Genomic DNA, 25395 nt, shown 5'->3' with positions numbered 1-25395 from the left:
CTTTACTCCGATCCCTACGCCCAACTCTCCCATGATCCCCGAGCGGGTACTGAGGGCGACAAACTCGCCAAGATTCGCCGTGACTGCACGGTCGACGTTCGGTCTAGTAGCTCCTCGGCAGCTTCAAGACATTAGAGCCCAGGAAATTCAAAATCATCTCCTGGCTGACCGGTGCGATCTTCATCAGCCGGGCCTCACGGAAGTAGCGCGTGATGTGGTACTCCTCGGCATAACCCATGCCGCCGTGGGTTTGCAACGCCCGGTCCGCGGCGGTGAAGCCGGCATCGGCGCATAGGTATTTGGCCGTATTGGCCTCGCGCCCACAGGGTTTGCCGTTGTCGTAGAGCCAGGTGGCCTTGCGCAGCATCAGCTCGGCGGCATCGAGCCGGGCCAGTGAATCGGCGAGCGGGAACTGCAGGCCCTGGTTCATCCCGATGGGCCGGCCGAAGACCTCACGCTCGTTGCCGTATTTCACCGCCTTCTCCAGCGCCACCCGGCCGATACCGAGGGCCTCGGCGGCGATCAGCATCCGCTCCGGGTTCAGTCCATCGAGGATGTACTTGAATCCCTTGCCCTCCTCGCCGACTCGGTCCTCGACCGGTACCTCGAGGTTGTCGATGAACAGTTCGTTGGAGCTGACGGCGTTGCGGCCCATCTTGCGGATCGGGCGGATGTCGACGCGGCTGCGATCGAGATCGGTGAGGAACAGCGTCATCCCGTCGGTCTTCTTGGCGACCTCGTCATAGCTTTGCGTCCGGGTCAGCAACAGGATCTTGTCGGATTCCATCGCTTTGGAGATCCACACCTTGCGACCGTTGACGATGTAGCGATCGCCGTCGCGCTTGGCGAACGTGGTGATGCGTGAAGTATCAAGCCCGGCCCCGGGTTCGGTCACCCCGAAGCAAATGTGTACCTCACCGGTCGCGACCGCGGGCAACGTCCGGGCTTTGAGTTCGTCGGAGCCATGCACCACTACGGGTTGCATGCCGAAGATGGACAAGTGGATCGAGCTGGCGGCGTTCATGGCGCCGCCGGATTTGGCGACCTCCTCGAGCAGGATTGTCGCTTCGGTGATCCCGAGGCCATGGCCGCCGTATTCCGTGGGGATGGTCATGCCCAGCCAACCGCCATCGGCGATGGCGCGGTAGAACTCGCTCGGGAATTCGTGCGCCTGGTCTTTTTCCATCCAGTACTGGTCGTCGAACTTGCGCGCCAACTCGGCGACGGACCGACGGATCAGCTCCTGGTCCTCGGTCAGCTCAAAGTTCATTCCACCCACGGGTGGCACTCCTCTTCCTCAGCGCGAGAAGACGCAGAATCGCACAAATTCCGCCGGAACAGTGCGATTCTGCGTCTGCTCGCCAGGTCAGTCTTTGTTGCCCGACAGCGCTTTGGCGTTGGCCGCGAAATCCGCGAAGGACGAGCCGCCTCGGCTGTCCTTTTCGTGTCCCTGGGCCTTAATGGACACATCGTGCCCCTCGGCGGCCTTGCGCAGTGCACCGACGGTCGCCTGTTCGCGCGAAATGTGCGTGAATGGGTCGAAGGAGTACCAGCGCATGGCGTTCTCGAAAGTCATTTTGTTGATTTCATCGTCGGGAACGTTGTTGATGGACAACACATCCCAGAGTTCTTCGGGCGCCCCCGGCCACATCGAGTCGCTGTGCGGGTAGTCGGCTTCCCAGCAGATGTTGTCGATGCCGATCATGTCGCGCAGCTTGACACCGACCGGGTCGCTGATGAAACAGGTGAGAAAGTGCTCGCGGAAAACCTCACTGGGCAGCTTGCCGCCGAAGTTCTGGTGGGTCCACGTCGAATGCATCTCGTAGGTGCGGTCCACCCGCTCCAGGAAGTAGGGAATCCAACCGGTCCCGCCCTCGGACAGCGCGATCTTCAGGTCCGGGTACTCCTTGATCGGCTTGGACCAGAGCAGGTCCGCGGCGGCCTGCACGATGTTCATCGGCTGCAGCGTGATCATCACGTCCATCGGCGCGTCCGGTGCGGTGATGGCCAGCCGGCCCGAGGACCCGATATGCACGTTCATCACGGTGTTGGTGTCGCACAACGCTTTCCACAGCGGGTTCCAGTACTCGTTGTGGAAGCTGGGATAGCCCATCGCGGCCGGGTTCTCGGTGAAGGTCAGCGCATGCACGCCTTTCTTCGACACCCGGCGCACCTCGGCGGCGCACGCCTCGGCGTCCCAGATCACCGGAATCGCCATCGGGATGAACCGCGCCGGGTAGGCGCCGCACCATTCGTCGATGTGCCAGTCGTTGTAGGCCTGCACCAGGGCGACCGAGAAATCGTGATCGTCGGTGGCGAACAGGCGACCGGCGAAACCCGGGAAGGACGGGAAGCAGATCGAGGCAAGGATGCCGCCCGCGTTCATGTCCTTGACGCGCTCGTCAACGTTGTAGCAACCCGGCCGGATCTCGTCGAGCCCCGTCGGCTCGATGCCGTACTCCTCCTTCGGCCGTCCGGCCACCGCGTTGAGCGCCACGTTCGGGATGACCGTGTCACGGAATTTCCACATGTCCGAGCCGTCGTCGTTGTGCACCAGTCGGGGTGCGTCGTCCTGATACTTCTGCGCCAAATGGTTCTTGAACATGTCGGGCGGTTCGACAGTGTGGTCGTCGACGCTGATCAGGATCATGTCCTCTTTGTTCATGGCCGTCCCTTCCGTCGGATTCACCGAATCGATCACACTCGGCGAATCGCTGTCCCGTGCCAAGATCACTAAAATGAAAACTATCTTCTCGCCATGCGAGAATCAACATCCCTCGGTTCCTGCGCCGGCCCGCACCCGCCTGACCAGCGACCGAACGAACCGGCGAATTCACCGCCGCCGGGCGGCGATGCCGCGAGGTAGGACCTGGCGCGACGCGGCGACGCGGTGGTGCGACCCGGTTATCCAGGACAACAGCCGTCCCGACGACCGGGTGAACCAGGCTGTGGCCGGACTTATGTTCGAGCGACACGCCGGCATTGACCGGGCGCGCGTTTCGTGCCAGTCTGTTAGTTGCAAATGAGAATATGATTCTCTTTCACCGAGAGGATACTGCTGATGCGCTTGCAGCCGCTCCCCGCCGAGCAGTGGGACGAGGCTACCCGGCAGGCCCTCTCGGCTATGCGTGAAGCGGAGACCAACAACGCCCTGTCCACGCTGGCTCACCACCCGGCGCTGGCCAAGGCATTTCTTCGATTCAACGTCCACCTGCTGACCTCATCGACGTTGCCGCCTCGCATCCGCGAACTGGCCATTCTGCGGGTGGCCCATCGTCGGCAGTGCGCCTATGAGTGGTCCCACCACGTCCGCATGGCCAAGGAAGAAGGGGTCACCGAGGACCAGATCGCGGCGGTACAGCGCGGCGAGGGTCTCGACAAGTTCGACCAAGCCGTGATCATCGGGGTCGACGAACTCGACGAGAAGTCGGAATTGTCCGACCACACATGGGCGGCATTGGGCGAGCGCCTCAACGACCAGCAACGCATGGATTTCGTCTTCACGGTCGGCTGCTACGCGCTGCTGGCCATGGCCTTCAACACTTTTGGCGTACAGCCCGAGCACGCCGCCACAGCCGCTAACAACGTCGAATAAGAGGAGTAAGAAAGTTGCCGCACTTCCCCAAGCCAGCCGCCGGCAGCTGGACAGAAAATTATCCCGAACTGGGCACCGAGCCGGTCGATTACACCGATTCGATCGACCAGGAATTCTTCGAAGCCGAGCGCGAGGCGGTCTTCAAGCGCATGTGGCTCAACGTCGGAAGAGTCAACCGGCTGCCACGCACCGGCAGCTACTTCACCAGGGAACTGCCCTCGGCGGGTCCCGGCACGTCGGTCATCATCGTCAAGACCAAGGATGGGTCCGTCAAGGCGTATCACAACGTCTGCCGCCACCGCGGAAACAAGCTGGTGTGGAACGACTTTCCCAACGAGGAGACCTCCGGCACCTGCCGGCAGTTCACCTGCAAATACCACGCCTGGCGCTACAGCCTGGACGGTGATCTGACCTTCATCCAGCAGGAAGGAGAGTTCTTCGACGTCGACAAGGGTGACTACGGCCTGGTACCTGTGCGCTGCGAGGTGTGGGAAGGCTTCATCTTCATCAACTTCGACAACAACGCGGCGCCGCTGATCGACTATCTCGGACCGCTGGCCAAAAGCATCGAGGGCTACCCCTTCGGCGAGATGACCGAGACCTACTCCTACCGGGCCGAGGTCGGCAGCAACTGGAAGCTATTCATCGACGCGTTCATCGAGTTCTACCACGCGCCGATCCTGCATCAGGGGCAGTACACCAAGGAAGAAGCCGCCAAGATCCAAAAGTTCGGCTACGAGGCGCTGCACTACGAGGTGGCCGGTCCGCACAACTTGCAGTCGACCTGGGGTGGCCAAGCACCGCCTTCGGACATGTCCATGGTCAAGCCGCTGGACCAGGTGCTGCGCAGCGGGTTGTTCGGTCCGTGGGACAAGCCGGAGATCATCGAGAATCTCGAGCTGCCGCCGGGTGTCAACGTGAAGCGGGTGCCGCAGTGGGGCATCGACTCGTGGCTCTTCTACCCGAACTTCATGCTGCTGATCTGGGAGCCGGGCTGGTTCCTCACCTACCACTACTGGCCGACCGCCGTCGACAAGCACGTCTTCGAATGCACGCTGTACTTCGTTCCTCCGCGTAACGCACGGGAACGCCTGGCCCAGGAGCTGGCCGCCGTGACGTTCAAGGAGTACGCGCTGCAGGACGCCAACACCCTGGAAGCGACCCAGACCATGATCGGCACCCGGGCCGTCAAGGAGTTCCTGCTGTGCGACCAGGAGGTCCTGATCCGCCACCTGCACAAGACGACCAGTGACTACGTGAAGGAGTACCAGCGCAATGGCGCTACCGTCTGAATTCGCCACCCTGGAGCCCTATTTGGAGTGGGATCTGGCCACCGAGCCCGAGCGCTACGCCAAGCGCCTGGCCTCGACGATGCCCGAGATGCAGGCTTTCTATGACGCCGCGTTCCCCCTCCTGAACGACATCATCGCCTACTGTGACAAATACCCACTGGACGATCTGCCCGAGGACGCGAGGAGCCTCATGCACCTCATGCAGTCATTGGTCATGGTCTCGTTTCCGATCGAAGCGTGGAAGCAGCCCCGCGTTCCCGACAGCGGGGCAGCCTGGGTGAAACTGACCAGGGAACCGGTGATCTGACGTTGTCCGACGCTGTTCGCGTAAGCGGGTCATCGCAGCTGACGCTCAAGGCCGCCGGACTGCTCGACGTCGACGCTGGCGAGATCGTTCGGCCCGGCATCTTGAAGGTTGCGGGAGACCGGATCGTCGGGGTGGGGGGCGAGCCCGAGGGCGAACTCATCGATCTCGGCGACCAGATCCTGCTGCCCGGGTTGATGGACATGGAGGTCAATCTGCTGATGGGCGGCCGCGGGGAGAAACCCGGCCTGTCCCAGGTGCAGGACGATCCGCCGACGCGAATGTTGCGGGCGGTGGGCAACGCGCGGCGCACGCTGCGCGCCGGGTTCACCACGGTGCGCAACCTCGGCCTGTTCGTCAAGACCGGCGGATATCTACTGGATGTCGCGCTGGGCAAGGCGATTGACGCGGGCTGGATCGATGGTCCGCGGGTGGTGCCGGCGGGGCACGCCATCACCCCGACCGGGGGGCATCTCGACCCGACGATGTTCGCCGCGTTCTCGCCGCACGTGCTGGATCTGACGATCGAGGAAGGCATCGCGAACGGAGTCGACGAGATCCGGAAAGCGGTGCGATATCAGATCAAGCACGGCGCCGAACTGATCAAGGTCTGCTGCTCGGGCGGGGTGATGTCGTTGACGGGGCCCCCTGGCGCACAGCACTATTCGGACGAGGAGCTGTGTGCGATCGCCGATGAGGCGCATCGGCGCGGCATGCGCGTCGCCGCCCACACCCACGGCGCGGACGCGGTCAAGCACGCCGTCGCCGCCGGCATCGATTGCATCGAGCACGGCTTCTTGATCGACGACGAGGCGATCGCCAGCATGGTCGAACACGGCACGTTCCTGGTGAGCACCCGGCGCCTGGCCGAGGCGATGGACGTCTCGCACGCGCCGGCCGAACTGCAGGCCAAGGCCGCCGAGATGTTCCCCAAGTCGCGCACGTCGATCCTGGCCGCGCACAAGGCGGGTGTGAAGATCGCCGTCGGCACCGACGCCCCGGCGATCCCCCACGGGCGCAACGCCGACGAGCTCGTCACGCTGGTCGAGTGGGGCCTGCCGCCACTGGCGGTGCTGCGGGCGGCCACCATCACCGCGGCCGAGCTCATCAACTCGGACGACCGCGGCCGGCTGGCGCAAGGCCAGCTCGCCGATATCATCGCCGTGCCGGGAAATCCGTTGGAAGACATCACGGTTACCCAGCACGTCAGCTTCGTCATGAAAGGCGGCAAGGTCTATGCCAACGAGAACTGACGACCTCGTCGAGATCCAGCAGCTGCTCGGCCGCTATGCGGTGACCATCACCCAGCAAGACATCGAGGGTCTCGTCGCCGTCTTCACCCCGGACGGAACGTACAGCGCGTTCGGCGAAACCTACAGCCTGAGCCGCTTCCCGGAATTGGTGGCCGCGGCCCCAAAGGGCTTGTTTCTCACCGGGACCGCGGTGGTCGACCTGGACGGTGATGCGGCCAGCGGGACGCAACCGCTGTGTTTCATCGACCACTCCAGTCACGACATGCGGATCGGCTACTACCGCGACACGTATGTGCGAACCGCCGACGGGTGGCGCCTCAAGACCCGCGCGATGACCTTCATTCGCCGCAGCGGTGTGCACGATTCCGGGCGCCCGCACGCGATCGGGCGCCCCGCCGGTGACTCGGCGGCCCAGGCAACGACCTAAGGAGCCGACCAATCGACAGTGCGGTGAATGTCGAGCAGTTCCGGGCCGACCTGCGCGCGTGGCTCGACGACAACGATCTGACACCCGGGCCGGACGACTCGCTGCAGGGCCATATGCAGCAGTTCGCCCGGGTCAGTCGCGCTCTCTACGACGCCGATTGGATGCGGTACGGCTGGCCGGTCGAAGTCGGCGGATTGGGCGGCCCGGCGGTGCTGCGGGCGATCGTCGGCGAAGAAGTGGTGGGCCGTCGCCTGGCCGAACCCGGCCCGTACTCGATGCTCGAAGTGCTCGCGCCCACCATGATCGACTACGCACCGGCGGAGCTCGCCGCGGAAATGGTGCCGCGCCTGCTGAGCGGCGAAGAGCAATGGTGCCAGGGCTTTTCCGAACCGGGATCCGGCAGTGACCTCGCTTCGCTGACCACTCGCGCGACGCAGCAGGGCGACAACTGGATCGTCAACGGACAAAAGGTGTGGACCAGTTTCGCGCAGTTCTCGACGCGGTGCGTGCTGCTGACCCGCACCGCGCCCGGCCGCTCAAGCTCCCATGAAGGGATTACCGCCTTCTTCGTCGACCTCGACACCCCGGGCATCACGGTGCGGCCACTGCGCACGATGCACGGCGTCGACGAATTCTGCGAGGTGTACTACGACGACGTGGTGATTCCTGCGAGCAGAATGCTGGGCCAACCCGGGGACGGCTGGCGGCTGGCCATGGACCTGCTGCCCTATGAGCGTTCCTCCTGCTTTTGGCAGCGGATCGCCTACCTTTACTCCCGGTTCGACGACCTGATCGCGGAGTCATCCGAAATCGGTGAATCCGACGAATCCGCTCTTGGCGGAGCCTATCTGGCGCTGCACACGTTGCGTTGCCGGTCGCGCGCCACCCAGCACCGGATGCGCGACGGAGCCCGCCTGGGCCCGGACACCTCGATCGACAAGGTGCTACTGGCCGCCGCCGAGCAGCGGCTCTACGACACCGTCCGCGACCTGTTGCCGGCGCGGCTCGAACTCGAAGACACACCGTGGCGCTCGGAATACCTGTACTCACGCGCGGCGACGATCTATGGGGGCACCGCCGAGATTCAGCGCAACATCATCGCCCGTCGGCTGCTCGACCTCGGGAAGGAGTGAACCGTGACCCCGCCGCCAGACACCGACTCAGATGCCGAGTCGCTGCGCCTGCTGGCCGACTCGTTGCGGACGACGATGAGCGCCGCCTCGGGAGCCAAGCTCGATACCGCGCTGACCGATCTCGGCTGGCGCGACATGCTCGGCGAAATGCCAGACACCGCAATACCTTTGGTCTTCAAGCTACTCGGCGAGACCGGCGCGCACGCCCCCGTGCTCAACGATGTGGTGCTGTGCGCGGCGGGGGATGCGCCGGGGGGAGCGCTGCCGCTGCCATTCGCCGGCGGATCCTGGGTGCTGTGGGAGCGTCGCGATGGGTCGGATTCGGCGATCGACGAGCTGCTTCCCATACATCCTGTGCCACAAGGCGATCCATTGCCGTCGGCCGCACTGCAGGCGGGGTGGCGGGCCCTGGGCTGGTGGCTGGTGGGCACCAGCCGCGCCATGCTGTCGCTGGCCCGGCAGCATGCCGTGGACCGCGTTCAGTTCGGTCGCCACATCAGCTCGTTCCAGGCCATCCGGCACCGGCTGGCCGAGACACTGGTGGCCATCGAGGGCGCCGAGGCGACGCTGCAGGCCGCCACCGAGTGCGACGACCCCAACGGCCTGGGGCTAGCGTCCCTGCTGGCCAAGGCTGCGGCCGGCCAGGCGGCGCTCACCACCGCACGCCACTGTCAGCAGGTGCTCGGCGGTATCGGATTCACCGCCGAACACCCGCTGCACCACCACATCAAGCGATCGCTCATCCTCGACGGACTGCTGGGTAGCGCACGAGAACTCACGCGCCAAGCCGGAAGCGCGCTGGTAGCAACGGGATCCGCGCCACGGCTTGCCCAGTTGTAACGAGTCGTCCCGGCGCCGACCGTTGTAGGGGACTCGTCGACCCCGCAGCCACGCGGATATCATGTGTCGACCATGACACGCTTCCCCGATGCGTTAGCACATCTGCTAGCTGGTTCCAGAGGCATTTAGTGGTCGGTGAGCGCGGGTGCAGGACCGCGATACGGTCCAGATCCTTGCCCGTTGACCAAAGCCCGGGTCAAACTGGGCGCGGACAACATCGGCGCCGATTGCCCACGCACCGCCCCCCGAAGGATGGGATGCCATGAGTCACCCCGACGCACCGCGAAACGAGGTCGGCGTCGCCTCGCTTCTCCTTGGCCTGGTCGGGCTCATCACGTGCTGGATGATGCTGGGGGTGCCATTCGGCATCGCGGCGGTGGTGACGGGCGACATCGCCCGGCGGCGAGTCGCCCGCGGGGAGGCGAACAATCCCCGAATCGCGTTGGCCGGAATTGTTTTAGGGGCGATCGCGATACTGTTGGGTCTCGTCGCGATCGGCTACTACGCCCGGCTCGACGCCCAGAACCACTGAGGCGCGGATCAATTGCGCGGTAGTCCGAGTACGCGTTCGGCGATGATGTTGCGCTGAATTTCCGACGTGCCGCCGGCGATGGTCGCGGCGAACGTGCGGGTGTACCGGTCGAACCACGCGCCGTAGTGGCTGTCGAGATTGAGCGGGGCGAACGGCGCGGTCACCCCGTGCAACACCAGTCCGTCGCCGTCCTTGGCGCCCAGGGCGTCCTCGCAGGCGCGTTGCATCGCCTCCGAGCCGAGCAGCTTGAGCACCGACTGAGCGGGCACATCCTCTTCCCCGCGGGCAGCTTTGGCCAGCGTCGCCGATCCCAGCAGCCGCATCGCGTAGAAATCCATCACCAGCGTCGCGTAGCGGTCCCGTTGAACGGGCCCCGAGGGGCTGGACTCGACGGTCAGCGCGTGCAGCATGTCCGCGTAATCCAGCCACAGCATCGCGCGTTCGTGGCCCAGCGAACCGGTCGCGACGCGCCAGCCCGCGTTGAGCTCCCCCACCAGGTTCTCGGCCGGCACCCGTGCGTCGGTGAAGAAGACCTCGTTGAAGTCGACGTCTTCGATGTCGCCCACCGAGGCGAACGGGCGGCGGACCACACCGGGGGTGTCGGTGGGAATCAGTAACGCACTGATGCCCTTGTGTTTTGGCGCGTCCGGATCGGTGCGCACGAATGTCAACAGCACGTCGGCGTGATGGGCTCCCGATGTCCACACCTTTTGCCCGTTGACGACGAAGTGGTCACCGTCAAGCACCGCACGGGTTTTCAACGATGCCAGGTCCGACCCCGCCCCCGGTTCGCTCATCCCCAGTGATGCGGTGATCTCCGCCCGCAGGATCGGCACCGCCCACCGCTGCTTCTGTTCGGGGGTGCCGAACGTCAGCAATGACGCCGCGATGATGCCCACGCCCTGCGGATTGAAACTTTGGTAGATCCGCCGCCGCGACAACTCTTCTTGGTACACGTACTGCTGCAGCAGTGTCGCGTTGCGCCCGCCGAACTCCGGCGTGTTGCCGGGCAGTAGCCACCCGCTGTCGAACAGCAAGCGTTGCCACCGGCGGGCCCACGCGGGGATGTCCGAACTCGACCGCGGCCGTTCGAGCGCCTCGGCCTCCGGCGGCAGATGCTCATCGAGGAAAGCAACGAATTCGGCCCGGAACGCCTCCACGTCGGCGTCAAACGTCAGCTGCACGGCACTTCCCGAAATTGGTCCTGAGCGCACTCGCGCCGTCGGTAAATCATGCTTTCCGCCGACGGCGCGGTTCACTCTTGCGATTACGCTTCCCTACACACGTCTAAGAGAATAGTATTCTCGCGGTAAGAAAGTTACAATCTCCGACACGTGATCCGTGAGGGGGTCGAGCGCAGCGATGTCACGGCGTTCTCCGGTACAGTCCAACCATGTTCTCCCAGCGCGGCAATCACCTGAGTCGGCCGTGACCACTCCGAGCGAAGAGCCGGCCTGGAAGCAGCGCGCTGTCGAGCGGTCGATCAAGACGGCGAAATTGCGGGCGGCGCAACGTGTTCAGCGCTTCCTCGACGCGGCACAGGCCATCATCATCGAAAAGGGCAGCACCGACTTTACCGTGCAGGAGGTCGTGGACCGCTCTCGCCAGTCGCTGCGCAGTTTTTACCTGCAATTCGACGGCAAGCACGAGTTGTTGCTGGCGCTGTTCGAAGATGCGCTCAGCCGCTCCGCCGACCAGATTCGCGCCGCCACGGAAAGCCACACCGACGCGCTGGAGCGGCTGCAGGTCGCCGTCCAGCTGTTGTACGAGGCCTCGCGCCCGGACCCGACGGCCAAGCGGCCGCTGTTCACCGACTTTGCTCCTCGGCTCCTGGTGACACATCCAGCCGAGGTCAAGATCGCCCACGCACCGCTGCTGGCGTTGCTGACGGAGCTGATGGACGCGGCCCACGATGCCGGCAAGTTGCGCAACACCATCAACCCCAAGCGGGTCGCCGCCATGACCATGCAGACGGTGATGTTCATCGCGCAGTCCAGTGGCGGGCCGGACGACGCGACCACCTACCCCATCACCGCCGAAGAGGTGTGGGACTTCTGCTCACGCGGCTTCGTCGCGTAACCCGCCCGAGCGCGGCCCAAGGCGCGGTAATCCTCCTCACTCCCGAGCCGAGCAAATAGCGCACGCCGTTTGCCGGTGAGAATGAGATTCTCTAATATCTAGAACCACAGATAGCCGAAACGGATTCGCCATTGACACCCGTGATGGCCGAATGACAGAGTTCAAATGCGGCAAGGCCCGCGATCCGGGGACGCGATTGTTCTCCGCGCAGGGGTGCCGATCAGATCAAGTCAGGAGTTGAGGTAGCCATGACCGGACGTGTTGAGGGCAAAGTCGCCTTGGTCACCGGAGCGGCGCGCGGTCAGGGCCGCAGCCATGCGGTGCGGTTGGCGCAGGAGGGTGCCGACATCATCGCGATCGACATCTGCAAGCCCATCCGCGAGGGCGTGCTGGACACCGCGATCCCGGCGTCGACGCCCGAGGACCTGGCCGAGACCGCCGACCTGGTCAAGGGGCACAACCGCAGGATCTTCACGGCCGAGGTCGACGTGCGCGACTACGACGCACTCAAGGCCGCGGTGGACAGCGGCGTCGAGCAACTCGGCCGGCTCGACATCATCGTGGCCAACGCCGGAATCGGCAACGGCGGCGAGACTTTGGACAAGACCAGCGAAGAAGACTGGACCGAGATGATCGACATCAACCTGGCCGGGGTGTGGAAGACCGTGAAAGCCGGTGTGCCCCATCTCCTGGCCGGCGGCCGCGGCGGATCCATCATCCTGACCAGCTCGGTCGGCGGGCTCAAGGCCTACCCCCACACCGGACACTACGTCGCGGCCAAGCACGGGGTGGTCGGGCTGATGCGTGCCTTCGGAGTTGAGTTGGGGCAGCACATGATTCGCGTCAACTCGGTGCACCCCACGCACGTCAAGACTCCCATGCTGCACAACGAAGGCACCTTCAAGATGTTCCGGCCGGACCTGGAGAACCCGGGCCCCGACGACATGGCGCCGATCTGCCAGCTGTTCCACACGCTGCCGATCCCCTGGGTCGAGCCGATCGACATCAGCAACGCGGTGCTGTTCTTCGCCTCCGACGAGGCCCGCTACATCACCGGTGTGACCCTGCCGGTCGATGCGGGTAGCTGCCTGAAGTAGCCGCTAGAAGGGGCTGCTGTTGGACTGCCATTCGGCCGATTCGGGCCGGGGCCCGTAGCGCCGAATGTAGTCCTCGTGCATCCGTGCCTGTTTCCGGCGGGTGATCACGTCGACGAGGTTCGGGTCCAGTCCATGAACCGCCAACCGGTGACGGCGCCAGACCTTGTTCAGGGCAAGGGTTATCAGCAGCGCCCAGATATACAACGGGGCGGTCATCTCCGTGTGCACGTAAAGCGAGGCGGGCAGCAGCCAGAACGGTGCAAGAACCAGCAGGGGCGGTATGGCCCACCTGATCATGTGCCGGCGGACGGCTCCCTGCCCGGCCAGATCGTGCGCCACCCAGTTGCGCATCGTGTCGGGCAATCGCCGACCGTAGGAATAGCCGATCCGCTGCCAGAGACTGGGTTTCGCGTCGGTCATGAATAACTCCTTTGGGTGATATCAGTGTTGCAATGCGCCGGCCGCCACCGCGGCGGCGTTGATCCGGGTCAGGGCCCGGTGCAGGTTCTCGAGTTCGGCCGGCTCGACCCCCAGACGCTTGACGACCGCGGGCGGGACCTCAAGTGCTCGCTCTCGCAAAGCGATTCCGCGCTGCGTGAGCATCACGTCGGTGGTGCGTTCGTCGGCCGCATTCTTGACGCGCCTGATCAGCCCCTGCGCCTCCAAGCGCTTGAGCATGGGAGACAGCGTGGCGGAATCCATCTGCAACGCGGCGGCAATGCGCTTGACCGACAGGGGGGACTGGTCCGACGCCGGGTCCTTGCGGTGATCCCACAGCGCCAGCATCACCAGATACTGCGGATGGGTCAGGCCGAGCGGTTCCAAGAGGGGCCGGTACACCGCCAAGACCGCGCGGTTGGTCGTCGCCAGCGCGAAACACACCTGGCGTTCTAGGGCCAGCGGATCGACGTCGCGCGCGGTCGAAACACTCATACTTCCATAGTGCCCTAATAATTAGGGTCCTAGCTACATGATGTCCCTCACACCCTCGCTGGAGCGGGTAATACGCTCGGCAACTATGGACGATTTCGAGGGACGCGGGGCAGTCATCACCGGCGGCGCCAGCGGCATCGGTTTGGCCACCGCCACCGAATTCGGCCGCCGAGGTGCCCGCCTGGTGCTCTCCGACGTCGATCAGCCCGCTCTGGAGCAGGCGGTGGATCGGCTGCGCGGCGAGGGTTTCGACGCGCACGGCGTGGTCTGCGACGTCCGGAATCTCGACGAGATGGTTCACCTCGCCGACGAGGCGTTCCGGTTGCTCGGCAGCGTCGACGTCGTTTTCAGCAATGCCGGCATCGTCGTTGCGGGGCCGATCGGCCAGATGAACCACGACGATTGGCGCTGGGTGATCGACATCGACTTATGGGGATCGATCCACGCGGTCGAGGCGTTCGTGCCCAGGTTGATCGAGCAGGGCAGTGGCGGCCACATCGCCTTCACCGCGTCCTTCGCTGGTTTGGTGCCCAATGCCGGTCTCGGGACGTACGGCGTTGCCAAATATGGTGTCGTCGGGCTCGCCGAAACGCTGGCGCGTGAGGTCAAGGCCAATGGCATTGGCGTATCGGTGTTGTGCCCGATGGTCGTGGAAACCAAGTTGGTGTCCAATTCGGAACGGATTCGCGGCGCGGACTACGGGCTGTCGGCCAGTCCCGAGGAAGCGTTCGGAACGTTGCCCACCCAGGACGAGAGCGTCAGCGCCGACGATGTCGCGCGGCTGACGGCCGATGCGATCCTGGCCAACCGGCTGTACATCCTGCCGCACGCGGCCGCCCGGGCGTCCATCCGCCGCCGGTTCGAGCGCATCGACCAGACCTTCGACGAACAGGCCGCCGAGGGCTGGACGCACTAGCTAGCGCGTTGGGCCCAGCCGGTAGTCACCGGTCTGCGGGTCGTGATACCAGCCGCTGGCGGCCTGGGTACCGCCGTCGATGTGCATCGTCTGACCGGTCAGATAGGCAGCCATGTCCGAGGCCAGAAAGACCGCGGCACTGGCGATTTCGTCGACATGGCCGGGGCGCCCCAACGGCACCATGTCGCGCATTGCGCTCGTCGCGGCCTCGCCGCCGAGCTGCGCGAGCCCTTCGGTGAGTGTGATGTCCGGGGCTATCGCGTTGACCCGGATCCCGTGGGGCGCCAATTCGAGCGCCGCGGTCTTGGTGTAGTTGATGACACCGGCTTTGGCGGCCGCGTAGGCGGCATAGCCCGGCGCCGCTCGCACACCTTCGATCGAGGTCAGCGAGATGATGCTGCCGGACAGGCCCTCCGACACCATCTTTCGGGCGACCCGCTGGCTGCAGAGCAGCACGTGGCGCAGGTTGGCGCGGTAGAGCGCATCCCACCCGTTCTCACTGGTTTCCAGCAGCGGCGAGAAGAACACGCCGCCGGCGTTGTTCACCAGGATCGTCGGTGTGCCCAGTTCGGCGGTGGTGCGCTCCAGCGCGGCATCCACCTGGCCGCTATCCCGGACATCGGTGACGATCCCCAGGCCGCCAAGGGATTCGGCTGCCTGCGCGCAGGTTTGCGGGTCGCGCTCCCAGATCGCCACCTTGGCGCCGAATGCGGCCATGCCGGCCGCGATGCCGCGGCCGATGCCCGCGCCCCCGCCGGTGACCACTGCGACGCGGCCGGTCAGCAGGATGTTCGAGGGGTCGATCGCCATCGTCGATCAGCCCGCCGGATGCATCGCCGGCGCGCTGCCGATAACGCCGTCGGCTGCCAGGCCGGCAATCTCGGCGTCGGACAAGCCAAGTTCGGTCAGCAGTTGGTGGTTGTGCTGCCCCAGCAGCGGCGCATGCTCGGTGTGGAACTTGCTGGGCCCGGCTGAGCATCTCATCGGCACGGTGCTGAGCCTAGCCGGGCCGTTCACCGGGTGGTCGACTTCCTCGAAGAAGCCGCGAAACGCCAACTGCTCGAGCTCTGTTTGCCGATGCGGCTGCATGACCTTGGCCACCGGCACCCCGGCGTCCCAGAGGGTTGTGACGATTTCGTCGCGGGTGCGGCTCTCGCACCACGCCGCGAGTTGTTCGTCGATCACATCGTGGTGCTCGCGCCGGCCTGCCTGAGTCACAAGCTCGGAACCGGTTGCCCAGGAGGGCGATCCGATTGCGCGGCAGAGCTTCCCCCACTGATCGTCGGTGGCCACTGCGATGGCGACCCAGCTGTCGAGCCGGCCGAATTCGTCGGTATCCGCGCTGAGGTAGAGGTTCTGTGGTGCCGCCGTCGGGCCGCGGTTGCCGGCGCGCTCCAGCAACGCCCCGTACGCCGAGTACTCGATGACCTGCTCGGCGGAGATGCTCAGCGCCGCATCGACCATCGCCGCTTCGACGAACACACCCTCGCCGGTGCGGCGGCGATGCTCCAGCGCCAGCAGCAACGCGTTGGCCGCATGCACACCGGCATTGGGGTCACCGATCGAATACGGGTCATACGGTGTGCGGTCCGGGTAGCCGGTGAGCCAGCTGACGCCGGACGCGGCTTCGATGGCGTAGGCGAAGGCCGGGTTGTCGCGCCATGGCCCGTCCAGGCCGAATCCGGGCATCCGCACCATCACCACGTCCGGGCGGATCGATTGAACGGCCGCGAAGTCCAGCCCGATCTGGTCCAGCACCCGTGGGGTGAAGTTTTCCACGATCACGTCGCACGTGGCGATCAGGCGCCGCAACAAGTCCCTGCCGCGCGGGCTCTGCAGGTCCAGCGTCAGGCCCTTCTTGTTGGTGTTCAGCGCTTCGAAGATGGGTGACTTCTCCCACCACTGGTCCTCGGTGACCGGCACGCCGGCGATCAGCCGCGTGCCATCCGGGCGGCGGGTGGATTCGACATGAATGACCTCGGCACCGAGCATGGCCAGAAAGTGGGTGGCGCAGGGTCCCGCCCAGAACGTCGTCATGTCAAGCACCCGAATGCCGGTGAGCGGCAGTGGCTTCGCCACACCGGTCGGTGCCGGCCGGCCGGGGTAAGCTGCGGTGCGATATCGCTCGGTGTGCTCGCCCAGCCGCGGCGCCGGATGCGGCTGGCGCAACTGGGCCGGCCGCATCCGGTAGGGGTGACCCGGCTGCTGGAAGCCGTCGCGGGGATTGCGGACGAACGAACCGCGTTCCACGAACTGATCGAACGTGGTGACGTTCGCCCCGTTGCCGACGGGTGCGTTCGGGATACGGAACGCCATGGCCAGTTCCCGGATTTCGTCGACCGGGGTGGCGGCCAGCCAGGCGAAGATGTCGTCGGCGTAGACGTTGGCCAGCTCTGTGATCGACAGCGGCGATTCCTCGTCGATCCATTCCGGGTGGCCCACCATCGCGCACAGGTCGAACCACTGCTGCGCGGTTCCGCAGCCGAGGTCCACCAGTCCGTCTTTCGCCTGAGCCACGCCCGGCACCGTCGGTCGCCGGATGTCGCGCCACGGCCGCCCGAGCACCTCGAAGTAGGACACCGGGTAATACGTGAGGCACAGGATCTGGGTCTCGAGCATCGAGAGGTCCAGCAGTTCTCCTGCCCCGCCGTCGATTCGGCGCCATCGCGACGCCAGGGTGGCCGCGCTCGCATAGGCTCCGGCCAGGTACTCGCCGACCTGGCCGCCGACAAAGACGGGCGGACGCTCCTGCTCGCCGCGGCCGAGCCCGACGATTCCTCCCGACCATGCCTGCAGCGTGAACTCGGTCGCGGCGCGGTCGCGCCAAGGGCCTTCCAGCCCGAACGCCGTGATCGTCGTGACGGTCAGGTGCGGATGCCGCCGATGGATGGCACGCGGCGTGAAGTCCGGGTGTTCGGCCACTGTCGAACCGGCGGACCAGACCACCGCATCCGCGGCGGCCAGCAGCCGGTTCACCAGCTCGCCGTCGTCGTCGCCGGCGAGATCGGCGACGACGCTGTGCTTGCCGCCGGCCAGGAAGCTGAACAACGCGCCGTCATCGCCGGCCGGGATCGACGCGCCCGAGGCCGACCAGGTTCGCAGCGGATCGCCTTCTGGTGGTTCGACTTTCACGATGTCGGCGCCACCGTCGGCGAGTAACTTGGTGCAGTAGGCGCCCGCGATCCCGGTGGACAGATCGATCACCGTGTAGCCGGCCAGTGGCGGTTCGACCCGGTGCTGCGTCACTAGTTCTTTCTCTTCGCTTTGGCGCCCTTGCCGGTGGCCGCCTTCTTGTGCGCGTTCTTGCGTGCTTTCTTGCTCAGGCGCCAGTCGGCGGGGAACTTGCCGTCGTTGTCCTTGACCGCGTCGCCGAGACCTTGGTGCATGGCGCCGGCGAGCGTCAGTTCGTCACCGACATCCGGGCGAACCATGCCGCCCATCGACTCGAAGACGCCGCTGAGCATGCTGCCCAGATACTCGCCCTGAAATTGCTTCATGATCTCGAAGAAGACCTTCTGCATGAACACGGTGTCGGTGGGGCGGTTGCGGGCGCAGGCCAGGGCGTACTTCTCGACTTCCGCCTCGAGTTGATCCCTGGGCACCACGCTGTTGAGGAAGTTGCAGTCGTACATCTCGGCGGCGGTGAAAGCCCGTCCGGTGAAAACCATTTCCTGGAACTTGCGGATCCCCATGGTCTGCGCCCACCACCACATGCGGGGACCCCAGCCGTAATACCGGAACGAAGGATGCCCGAACAGCGCGTCGTCGCTGGAGATCACCAGGTCCGCATCGGCGGCCTGGTAAAAATGCCAGCCGTAGCAGTAGCCCTTGGCTTCGAGGATGCTGATCTTCTTGAAGTCCTGCAGGCCGCGGATGCCGGAGTTCGGATTGGCATACCACTGACCGAGGGTGGCGCCGTTGCGAAAAGACCCTTCCGGCGGGTGCCTGACTTCCTCGGCGCCGATCCGGTATTCAGCGAGCCGTGGGCCTTGGTCGGCCGCGTCACGGACCCGCATCACCTCGACCAGGTCCGCACCCGAACCGAGGTCGTCACCGGCGCCGCGGACCACCAGGACCTTGACGTCGTCGTCAATGCCGGCCCGGTGCAACAACTCTGCATAGCGCAGGCGCGCGGCGATCGTCGGCGCGTTTAGGTAGTCCGGCCGGTCGAACGTGATCGTGGCGATCCGCGTCGTGGCGTCTTTGTCGTACCGGATGATCTCTTCGGCCGGTGGCTCCGCGGGGTCGGGCATGGCTAGGGCCGCCAGAACGGGCTCACGGTAAGTACTTCCGGGCCGTCGGCGGTGATCAGGACCGCTTCTCGCCCGAATACCGCGCCGACTCCCTCTTGCCACACATAACCCGTCACGGCGAGCACCATCCCCGGGTCCAAGCGTTCGGCGGCCGCGGTGGCGGGCAGATGCTTGGAGACGACGGGTGGGTCGAACCCCATGCCCAGTCCGCGGGCCACCGGCATCGGTGGGTCCGGCTCCCCCGCGGCCTGGTAGGCGGTCATCAGGTCGGCCGCTCCCGCACCGGGGCGGCAGGCGTCGATCAGCCTGCCCCACAGGCTGTCCCAGCGCCGGTACAGGGCCGCTGCGCCGTCGGGCACCTGCTTCTTGCCGGCCGGCCACGTCCGTCCCACTTCGCCGACGTAGCCGCCGGCCAGGACGCCGGCGGAGAACGCCACCAGATCGCCGTCCTGGATGCGGCCGTCACCGTCGGCGCGCCGCCACGGGTGCGTGCGCGAGGTCACCCATGCCACATCCTGATTCGACGGGGTGCTCACCCCACCGGCCGCGGACGCCTCCAGCACGACACCGGCCAGCGCCTGCTCACTCACCCCTGGCCGCAATTCCGATACCGCGGCCGACAGGGCCGACTCGGCCACCGCGATGGATTCCCGCAGTGCGGCGATCTCCTCGGCCGTCTTGATGCGGCGGGCGGCCCGCATGGCAAGCTCCCCGTCGACCAGCTGCGCGTTGGGGAACGCGGTCGGCAGCAGTTGCGCGAAAACCGGTGACAGCGCGTCGGTTCCGACTCGCCGGGCACCGGCCGCGCCGTCGATACGCTGCAGCGCCGACATGGTGTTCATCGGATTCCACGAGATGCCGTAGAGGTTCTCGTGGGGGATGTCGTCGGGCACGCCCTCGTCCCACGTGCTGAGGAGGTGCACGGCGCCGGTCTCCCGCACCACCACACAGGTCGGACCGAATGGCCGGGTGCCGGCGACCCACAGCTGCGGCGCGCCGGTGACGTACCGGACGTTGGCTTGCCGGCCGAGCACCAGCACATCGAGATCGTGCGCCGCCATCTGGTCGAGCGCCCGCTGGCGACGCCCCGAGCGCAGTGTGCGCTCGTCGGGCAGAACTTCAGTTGCCATAGGGGTCATAGGGGTAGTCGGTCAAGCGGATCCAGCCTTCCTCGGTAATCACAAGCACCTCTTCGCTGCGGTAACCGCCGGTGCCGTCTTCCCACACCACGGGCTCCAGCACCAGCACCATCCCGGAGCGAAGGACGAAATTCTCGTCGAACTCCTGGCCGAGATCCGTTCCGATCATCGGCATTTCGGCCGCGTTGACGCCGATGCCATGGCCCAGGTAGAAGTGCGGCAGCCACGGCTTGGTGCCGCCATTGGCCTTGATCGCGGCCCGGCCCAGATCCGCCGCGGTGGCGCCGGCCTTGGCGACACCCAGGACGGCGGTCATGATCTCGAACCAGGTGTCGAACTGCGCCTGCTGGCGCGGCGACGGGTCCCGCCCCACGATCCAGGTGCGCCCGAAGTCAGAGCAGTAGCCCTGGTAGGTGATGCTGACGTCGGTCCACAACACGTCACCTTCGGCCAACTCGCGCTCGGTGCTCAGCAGCGGCAACGCCAAATCGCCGTGGGTGGTCCAGACGCCCTCGGCCTTGCTCGGAGGCATCACCTGCCAGATCGGTTCGAGCATGCTCGCCGTGGCCCCTAACTCGAAGGCGCGGCGGAGAAAGCTTGCCGACAAATCGATCTGGCGGATGCCGGGGGCCAGCCGCTTCTGGACTTCCACCATGGCCTCGTCGGTGATCCGGATGGCGGTGCGCATGCACGACAGTTCATCCGGGGTTTTGACCGACTTGGCCGCGCTGACGATCGCCGCGGCGTCGACGGGGGCCCCGTTGGGGAACAAGACGGTCGCGGCACGCGACATCGCCCCCGTGAACTCATCAACCGCGACCACGGCCTTGGCCGGAATCAGCTCGGCGAGCGTTCGCGCGAAATTGGCTACGCCCTCGTCGAATTCGAGATAGACGGGTCCGTGCAGATGGTCGGCGGGCAGGTCCGCCTCCTGCGAGGCCCCCTCCCGGAACGGGAGGAACAGGTGCGGCCACTCGTCGTCGGCGAGCACCACGGCTACCGGACGCTCGACGTAGGACAGCCCGGCGTCGCCGAGTGGCCAACTGGCGCCCGTGGCGTAGACGACAGCGTTGTTGCCGAGCAGGATCATCGCGTCCACGCCGCGTTCGGCCATTGCCGTCCGCAGTCGCGCTCCCGTCTCGCGGCGCAGGCGGGCCAGGTCGGGTGTTTCGGGGATTAGCAGTCCGTTACCGGTGTTGGTATCCAGTTGCGCGAATGTCGTCACTACAGACCCAGGAACTTCGTGATGTTGCCGCTGACGATCTTCACCGCGTTCGCCGGACCCACGGCGTCGACAACGGCTTTCAGTGACTTCTCGGAATAGCCATACGTGCTTTCGTTGTGCGGATAGTCGCTGGACCACATGACCCTGTCCACGCCGATCTGGTCGATCAGCTGCAAACCCAGGGGGTCGACCATGAACGACGCGCTCATGTGGGTGTCCCAGTAGTAACGCGGTTCGTGCTCGAGCGCCCGGTTGAACATGTGTTGGTACGACCCCATCAGGTGATCGGCATCCTGCAAAGCCCAAGGAACCCAGGCGATTCCGCCCTCGAACCAACCGATTCGCAGGGCTGGGTGATCGTCGAGGATTCCGGTGAAGAGGTACTTGGCGAACTGCTCGCGGAAGCCATCGATGTTGATCATCATGCCCACCACCACGCTGTTGAACTGGCACGGAGTTTTCGGTGGGGTCTCGCCAATGTGGTGGGTCACCGGAAGTCCGGCGGCTTCGATCTCGTCCCACACCGGCCTCATCGCGGTGCTGCCGTAGTCGATGATGTTGCCGTCGTCATCCTTGCCCGGGTTGAGCGGCAGCAGGAACGTCTTGAGCCCCAAAGACTTCAGCTCTTCCAGAGTCTTGCGGGTGCCCTGCGGATCCCACCAGTTGATCAGGCCGGCGCCGTAGAAGTGACCGCCCGAAGCCTCCTGCAGTTCGGCGATGTATTCGTTGTAGATGCGGAAGGTCAGCTCGCGAAGTTGCTTGTCCGGATAGTGGAACAGCGCCAGCACGGCGTTGGGAAACGCGAGTTCCTTCTCGACCCCGTCGTCGTGCAATTCCTGAATCCGGGCCTCGATGTTGGTGCTCGCGGCGCCGGGCAGGTCGTCGTACTGCATCAGCACCGCACTGAAGTCACCCGGCAGGAACGACTGCCCCTTGCGACCGACCTGGTAGGCGCCGTCCTCGTACCAGATCCGAGGCGCCTTGTCCTTCAGGTCATCCGGGAAGCGTTGGTAGAAAATGTCATCGGCCAGTGAAATGTGGTTGTCGGCCGAGAAGACCACGGTCCCCTCCGGCAGGCCCACGTCGGTGCCCGCGGCGTGGCCGCGTCGATCCTTCGGAGCGCCGTGACCTCCGGGCGGGTAGAGCGTGCTTGTTCGAGTTGTCATCATTGACCCTCCATTCGGATCGGCAATTGTTCAAAAGTAGCGGGCTGGGCTACCAGGTCACCGGCAGTTCGTAGACGCCGTAGGCGAGGCGGTCATGTTTGAACGGGACTTCGTCGATCGGCACGGCCAGTGTCATGGTCGGGATGCGGCGCAGCAGGGTCTGGAACACGATCTGCAGTTCCGCCCGCGCCAGTTGCTGGCCCACGCACTGGTGGCGGCCGTAGCCGAACGCGACATTGCGATCGGCTCCCGAGCGATGCAGGTAAAGGCGATCGGGTTCGGCGAAGGCCTGCGCATCCCAGTTGGCCGGTGCCAGGTCGATGATGATGCCGTCGTTCGCACGAATGGTCTCGCCACCGATATGAATGTCTTCCAGAGCGACGCGGCGCTGTCCGTTCTGGATGATGCTGAGATAGCGCAGCAATTCCTCCACCGCGTTGGCGAGAATCTTCGGGTCCTCGGCATCGCGGATTACGGCGGCCTGGTCCGGATTCTCCAGCAGCGCAAGCACTCCGAGCCCGATCATGTTCGCGGTCGTCTCGTGCCCCGCGATCAGCAATCCGGTGGCCAGCTGTGCGGCTTCCTTGACGCTGAGTTCGCCGGCCTTGACCCGCTCGGCCAGATCGGAAACCGCGTCCTCCGCCGGATTTTCCATCTTGGCCTCGACGAGCTGAGCCAGGTACTTGTGCAGGCTCATCGCACCCTTCATGGTGTCCTCGGCGGCGGCGAAGCGCGCCAGGCCAACATTGGCGTGGTGCTGGAACATCTCGGCGTCCTCGTAGGGCACCCCGAGCATCTGGCTGATGACCAGCGACGGAACCGGAAGCGCAACGGCGGCAACGACATCTGCGGGCTGCGGACCGGCCAGCATCGTATAGATGTGGTCGTCGGTGATCTGCTGGATCGTCGGGCGCAGACCCTCCACACGCCGGAAGGTGAACGGCTTGGACAGCATCCGCCGGAACCGGGTGTGTTCCTCGCCGTCGGAGGTGAACACCGACCGGGGCCGCTTGTGCACGGTCGACAGCATGCCCTCGTTCCAGTGCGGGAAGCCGGGAACCCGGTCGTCGACGCTGACCCGCGAATCCGAGAACAGCTCGCGCACTTGCTCATAGCCGGTGATGAGCCACGGCGTACTACCGTCCCAGATCCGCACCCGGGACAGCGGCCTGGCCTCGGCCAGTGCCATGACATCCGGCGGCGGGGCGAAGGGGCAGCGCGGCTGCCTGGCCATCGGATAGTCCGGAATGTCGGAGGTCTGCTCCGTTGTGGTGCTCGTCAGGATGTCGGACATCTGCATTCCTCGCCGTATTTCATTCTTCAACGTGGATGGCCAGTGCGGGGCAGGCCGCCGCCGCCCGCCGCGCGCCCTCGGCCTGGTCAGCGGTAGGACTGGGATTGAGTAAGACGACCACGCCGTCGTCGTCGCGCTGATCGAACACTTCGGGCGCATTCATGACGCAGTTCCCCGAAGAGGCGCAAGCGTCTTGGTCGACAGTCACTTTCATCTTCTGGCCCCCTCACTCGTGCTCCGTCACGGGCGCCAGCCACAGGCCCACGATCGCGTCGATGAGGCCGGCCGCCGCAGCGCGCCATGAACGATGGGACGTCAACGCACCCGCGACCAGCGCGCGTTCACGGTCGGCGCAGGTGTGCATCAACAGGTTTCGAGCCATGATGTTGCGTTCGAAATGGACTTCGGCCGGCAACTCGGGCAGACAGCGGTTGATGCCCTCGACGACCTGAACCAGCGACGGGGAGCTCAGCGCGCCCTTGACGATGATGTTGTAGTAGGCGGGGTCGGTCATCGCCTGCGCCGCGAACCGCGCGTACCACGTGGGATTTCCGAGCTCCTCGAGGTGATCGGTGAGCGGCCGCACCAAACACGCCACCCAGTTGCGCAGCTCGGCGTCCCGTCCATCGGCGGCGCCCGATGCCAGCAACTCCTCCACCATCTGGTCGCGGAGTTGCTCGACGGGCCCACGGTGCTTGTGCTCGATCGCGCGCACCAGGTCGGCCTTGGTACCGAAGTGGTAACCGACCGCGGCGTTGTTGCCCTGGCCGGCGGCCTCGCTGACTTGCCGGTTGGACACCGCGAACATGCCGTGCTCGGCGTACAGTCGCTCGGCGGCCACCAAGATCGCCTCTTGGGTGGAGCTGGCCCGCTCAGTGCGCACGGTCCGGCCAACGGTGGTCATTGCGCTAGTCAACCGCGCGCGAGGCTTTAAGTCAAGCGATTGATTTAAATTTGTTGGCCCTGGATGTCGCCCTTGGACGCGGGCGCCGAACACACCGTCACGTCCGCGACCGAACATGACAACAGCGTCACGCTCGCGACCGAACGTGACCGCATCGTCACGACCCGGCGCCGGCGCTCTCGCCCTGCCGCTTGGGCCGAATCACCTTGCCCGCCACGGTCCCACCGTCCACAGGGAGCACGGTCCCAGTGACGTAGCGCGACCGGTCGGTGGCGAAATACAGCGCCGCCTCGGCGACGTCGTCGGGGGTACCCTCGCGCTTCAGCGGTCGGTCGTCGCGCATCCCCTGGCGGATCCGCGCCTCGAACTGCTTGAGCTGCTCCGGCTCCATGCCTGCGGCCGACTTCCCCAGAATCGGTGTGGGTATGCTGCCCGGCGCGATGGCATTGACCCGAATCTCGTGGTACGCCAACTCGATTGCCGCGGCCTTGGTGAACTGGATGACGGCCGCCTTGGACGCGCGATAGATCATCACGCCCCCACCGGCCTGGATCCCGCCGATCGAGGTGATGTTGATGATCGACCCACCGCCATGTTCGGCCATGTGCCGGGCGGCATCTCGGGTGCCCGCCATCACGCCCAGTACGTTGACCCCCATCACCCGGTGGAAGTCGGCGAGGTCGTCGTCGAGCAACTTTCGCAGGGGGCTCGAGATCCCGGCGTTGTTCACCATCACGTGCAGGCCGCCGAACTTGTCGACGGCACCGGCAACCAGCGCACCCACCTGCTCGGGGTCGGCGACGTCCGTCTGCCGGAAGAGGGCGTGGGCGCCCAGCGATGTCGCCAGCGCCTCGCCGCGGTCGATTTCGACGTCGGCGATGACGACCCGCGCGCCCTCCGCCACAAACCGCTCCACGAGGCCGCGGCCGATGCCGGAGGCGCCGCCGGTGACGATGGCGACTTTGCCATCAAGTTCGTTAACCACCTGACGAGTTAATCGGGGCCGCGAGCCT

Annotated in this window: 27 protein-coding genes; 12 read left to right on the top strand and 15 right to left on the bottom strand. The window is 65.5% G+C overall.

Annotation, left to right across the window (positions count from 1 at the left end):
* Nucleotides 1-103: 103 nt before the first annotated feature.
* Nucleotides 104-1270 carry an acyl-CoA dehydrogenase family protein gene (locus A5775_RS15210; RefSeq protein ID WP_067253633.1) on the bottom strand — a complete coding sequence of 389 codons (1167 nt, stop codon included), beginning with the start codon at nt 1268-1270 and terminating at the stop codon, nt 104-106.
* A 96-nt stretch (nt 1271-1366) separates the two neighbouring features.
* Entirely contained in the window at nt 1367-2665 is a 1299-nt protein-coding gene (locus A5775_RS15205; protein ID WP_067253850.1) for an amidohydrolase family protein, read from the bottom strand.
* Here A5775_RS15205 and A5775_RS25450 point away from each other — a divergent pair.
* The 9 genes from A5775_RS25450 to A5775_RS15165 all read left to right on the top strand — a co-directional run bounded on the left by A5775_RS25450 (nt 2664) and on the right by A5775_RS15165 (nt 9376).
* Nucleotides 2664-3026, top strand: coding sequence for a hypothetical protein (locus A5775_RS25450; protein WP_156660708.1), 363 nt, complete (start codon nt 2664-2666; stop codon nt 3024-3026). The genes A5775_RS15205 and A5775_RS25450 overlap by 2 nt on opposite strands.
* Nucleotides 3027-3061: 35 nt before the next feature.
* Nucleotides 3062-3595, top strand: coding sequence for a carboxymuconolactone decarboxylase family protein (locus A5775_RS15200; protein WP_067253630.1), 534 nt, complete (start codon nt 3062-3064; stop codon nt 3593-3595).
* Between the two features lie 14 nt (nt 3596-3609).
* Entirely contained in the window at nt 3610-4887 is a 1278-nt protein-coding gene (locus A5775_RS15195) for an aromatic ring-hydroxylating dioxygenase subunit alpha (protein ID WP_067253626.1), read from the top strand.
* Nucleotides 4871-5194, top strand: a complete 324-nt coding sequence (locus A5775_RS15190; RefSeq protein WP_067253623.1) for a hypothetical protein — start codon at nt 4871-4873, stop codon at nt 5192-5194. The genes A5775_RS15195 and A5775_RS15190 overlap by 17 nt, the downstream gene beginning before the upstream one ends.
* Nucleotides 5195-5196: 2 nt before the next feature.
* Nucleotides 5197-6444: an amidohydrolase family protein gene (locus tag A5775_RS15185; protein WP_067253619.1), complete on the top strand. Its 1248-nt coding sequence runs from the start codon at nt 5197-5199 to the stop codon at nt 6442-6444.
* Nucleotides 6428-6871: a nuclear transport factor 2 family protein gene (locus tag A5775_RS15180; RefSeq protein WP_067253616.1), complete on the top strand. Its 444-nt coding sequence runs from the start codon at nt 6428-6430 to the stop codon at nt 6869-6871. The genes A5775_RS15185 and A5775_RS15180 overlap by 17 nt, the downstream gene beginning before the upstream one ends.
* Before the next feature lie 23 nt (nt 6872-6894).
* Nucleotides 6895-8004 carry an acyl-CoA dehydrogenase family protein gene (locus A5775_RS15175; protein WP_067253613.1) on the top strand — a complete coding sequence of 370 codons (1110 nt, stop codon included), beginning with the start codon at nt 6895-6897 and terminating at the stop codon, nt 8002-8004.
* A gap of 75 nt (nt 8005-8079) precedes the next feature.
* A complete protein-coding gene (locus tag A5775_RS15170) occupies nt 8080-8844 on the top strand; it encodes an acyl-CoA dehydrogenase family protein (RefSeq protein ID WP_067253845.1) in 765 nt (254 codons plus the stop codon).
* Nucleotides 8845-9106: 262 nt separating this feature from the next.
* Complete coding sequence (locus A5775_RS15165; protein ID WP_067253609.1) at nt 9107-9376, top strand: DUF4190 domain-containing protein; 270 nt, start codon at nt 9107-9109, stop codon at nt 9374-9376.
* Between the two features lie 8 nt (nt 9377-9384).
* Here A5775_RS15165 and A5775_RS15160 read toward each other — a convergent pair whose 3' ends face one another.
* Entirely contained in the window at nt 9385-10560 is a 1176-nt protein-coding gene (locus A5775_RS15160) for an acyl-CoA dehydrogenase family protein (RefSeq protein WP_067253606.1), read from the bottom strand.
* Nucleotides 10561-10804: 244 nt separating this feature from the next.
* On the opposite strand from A5775_RS15160, the gene A5775_RS15155 reads away from it, so the two are divergent.
* Nucleotides 10805-11455, top strand: a complete 651-nt coding sequence (locus A5775_RS15155; RefSeq protein WP_067253602.1) for a TetR/AcrR family transcriptional regulator — start codon at nt 10805-10807, stop codon at nt 11453-11455.
* 248 nt (nt 11456-11703) lie between these two features.
* A complete protein-coding gene (locus A5775_RS15150; RefSeq protein WP_067253599.1) occupies nt 11704-12552 on the top strand; it encodes a mycofactocin-coupled SDR family oxidoreductase in 849 nt (282 codons plus the stop codon).
* 3 nt (nt 12553-12555) lie between these two features.
* On the opposite strand, the gene A5775_RS15145 is transcribed toward A5775_RS15150, so the two are convergent.
* Together A5775_RS15145 and A5775_RS15140 are read right to left on the bottom strand one after the other, a co-directional pair.
* Nucleotides 12556-12972 (bottom strand): DUF5313 domain-containing protein, encoded by a 417-nt coding sequence (locus A5775_RS15145; RefSeq protein WP_067253596.1) that lies wholly within the window; start codon nt 12970-12972, stop codon nt 12556-12558.
* A 21-nt stretch (nt 12973-12993) separates the two neighbouring features.
* Nucleotides 12994-13485, bottom strand: coding sequence for a MarR family winged helix-turn-helix transcriptional regulator (locus A5775_RS15140; RefSeq protein WP_067253593.1), 492 nt, complete (start codon nt 13483-13485; stop codon nt 12994-12996).
* A gap of 85 nt (nt 13486-13570) precedes the next feature.
* On the opposite strand from A5775_RS15140, the gene A5775_RS15135 reads away from it, so the two are divergent.
* Nucleotides 13571-14401 (top strand): SDR family NAD(P)-dependent oxidoreductase, encoded by an 831-nt coding sequence (locus A5775_RS15135; protein ID WP_067253591.1) that lies wholly within the window; start codon nt 13571-13573, stop codon nt 14399-14401.
* Here the strand turns inward: A5775_RS15135 and A5775_RS15130 are convergent, their stop codons facing one another.
* The 10 genes from A5775_RS15130 to A5775_RS15085 form a co-directional block, all read right to left on the bottom strand.
* Nucleotides 14402-15211: an SDR family NAD(P)-dependent oxidoreductase gene (locus A5775_RS15130; RefSeq protein ID WP_067253589.1), complete on the bottom strand. Its 810-nt coding sequence runs from the start codon at nt 15209-15211 to the stop codon at nt 14402-14404.
* Nucleotides 15212-15217: 6 nt separating this feature from the next.
* The gene (locus A5775_RS15125; protein WP_067253586.1) at nt 15218-17647 is read right to left on the bottom strand and encodes a CaiB/BaiF CoA-transferase family protein; all 2430 of its coding nucleotides are present in this window, start codon (nt 17645-17647) and stop codon (nt 15218-15220) included.
* Entirely contained in the window at nt 17647-18654 is a 1008-nt protein-coding gene (locus A5775_RS15120; RefSeq protein ID WP_067253582.1) for an enoyl-CoA hydratase/isomerase family protein, read from the bottom strand. Before A5775_RS15120 ends, A5775_RS15125 begins: the two co-directional genes overlap by 1 nt.
* Before the next feature lie 2 nt (nt 18655-18656).
* Nucleotides 18657-19784 carry a Xaa-Pro peptidase family protein gene (locus tag A5775_RS15115; RefSeq protein ID WP_067253578.1) on the bottom strand — a complete coding sequence of 376 codons (1128 nt, stop codon included), beginning with the start codon at nt 19782-19784 and terminating at the stop codon, nt 18657-18659.
* Entirely contained in the window at nt 19774-21018 is a 1245-nt protein-coding gene (locus A5775_RS15110; RefSeq protein ID WP_067253575.1) for a Xaa-Pro peptidase family protein, read from the bottom strand. Before A5775_RS15110 ends, A5775_RS15115 begins: the two co-directional genes overlap by 11 nt.
* Complete coding sequence (locus A5775_RS15105; RefSeq protein ID WP_197512598.1) at nt 21018-22079, bottom strand: amidohydrolase family protein; 1062 nt, start codon at nt 22077-22079, stop codon at nt 21018-21020. Before A5775_RS15105 ends, A5775_RS15110 begins: the two co-directional genes overlap by 1 nt.
* Nucleotides 22080-22233: 154 nt before the next feature.
* Nucleotides 22234-23478: a cytochrome P450 gene (locus tag A5775_RS15100; RefSeq protein ID WP_067253836.1), complete on the bottom strand. Its 1245-nt coding sequence runs from the start codon at nt 23476-23478 to the stop codon at nt 22234-22236.
* A 19-nt stretch (nt 23479-23497) separates the two neighbouring features.
* Nucleotides 23498-23692, bottom strand: coding sequence for a ferredoxin (locus tag A5775_RS15095; protein ID WP_067253570.1), 195 nt, complete (start codon nt 23690-23692; stop codon nt 23498-23500).
* A gap of 12 nt (nt 23693-23704) precedes the next feature.
* The gene (locus A5775_RS15090; RefSeq protein WP_067253566.1) at nt 23705-24382 is read right to left on the bottom strand and encodes a TetR family transcriptional regulator; all 678 of its coding nucleotides are present in this window, start codon (nt 24380-24382) and stop codon (nt 23705-23707) included.
* Between the two features lie 157 nt (nt 24383-24539).
* Nucleotides 24540-25367, bottom strand: coding sequence for an SDR family NAD(P)-dependent oxidoreductase (locus A5775_RS15085; RefSeq protein ID WP_067253559.1), 828 nt, complete (start codon nt 25365-25367; stop codon nt 24540-24542).
* Between the last annotated feature and the right edge of the window lie 28 nt (nt 25368-25395).

Origin of the sequence: Mycobacterium sp. 852002-10029_SCH5224772 (assembly GCF_001667315.1) — a bacterium.
Classification (GTDB): Bacteria; Actinomycetota; Actinomycetes; order Mycobacteriales; family Mycobacteriaceae; genus Mycobacterium.
The sequence above is the reverse complement of the archived record's forward strand: the minus strand, read 5'-3'. Positions and strand labels throughout refer to the sequence as shown.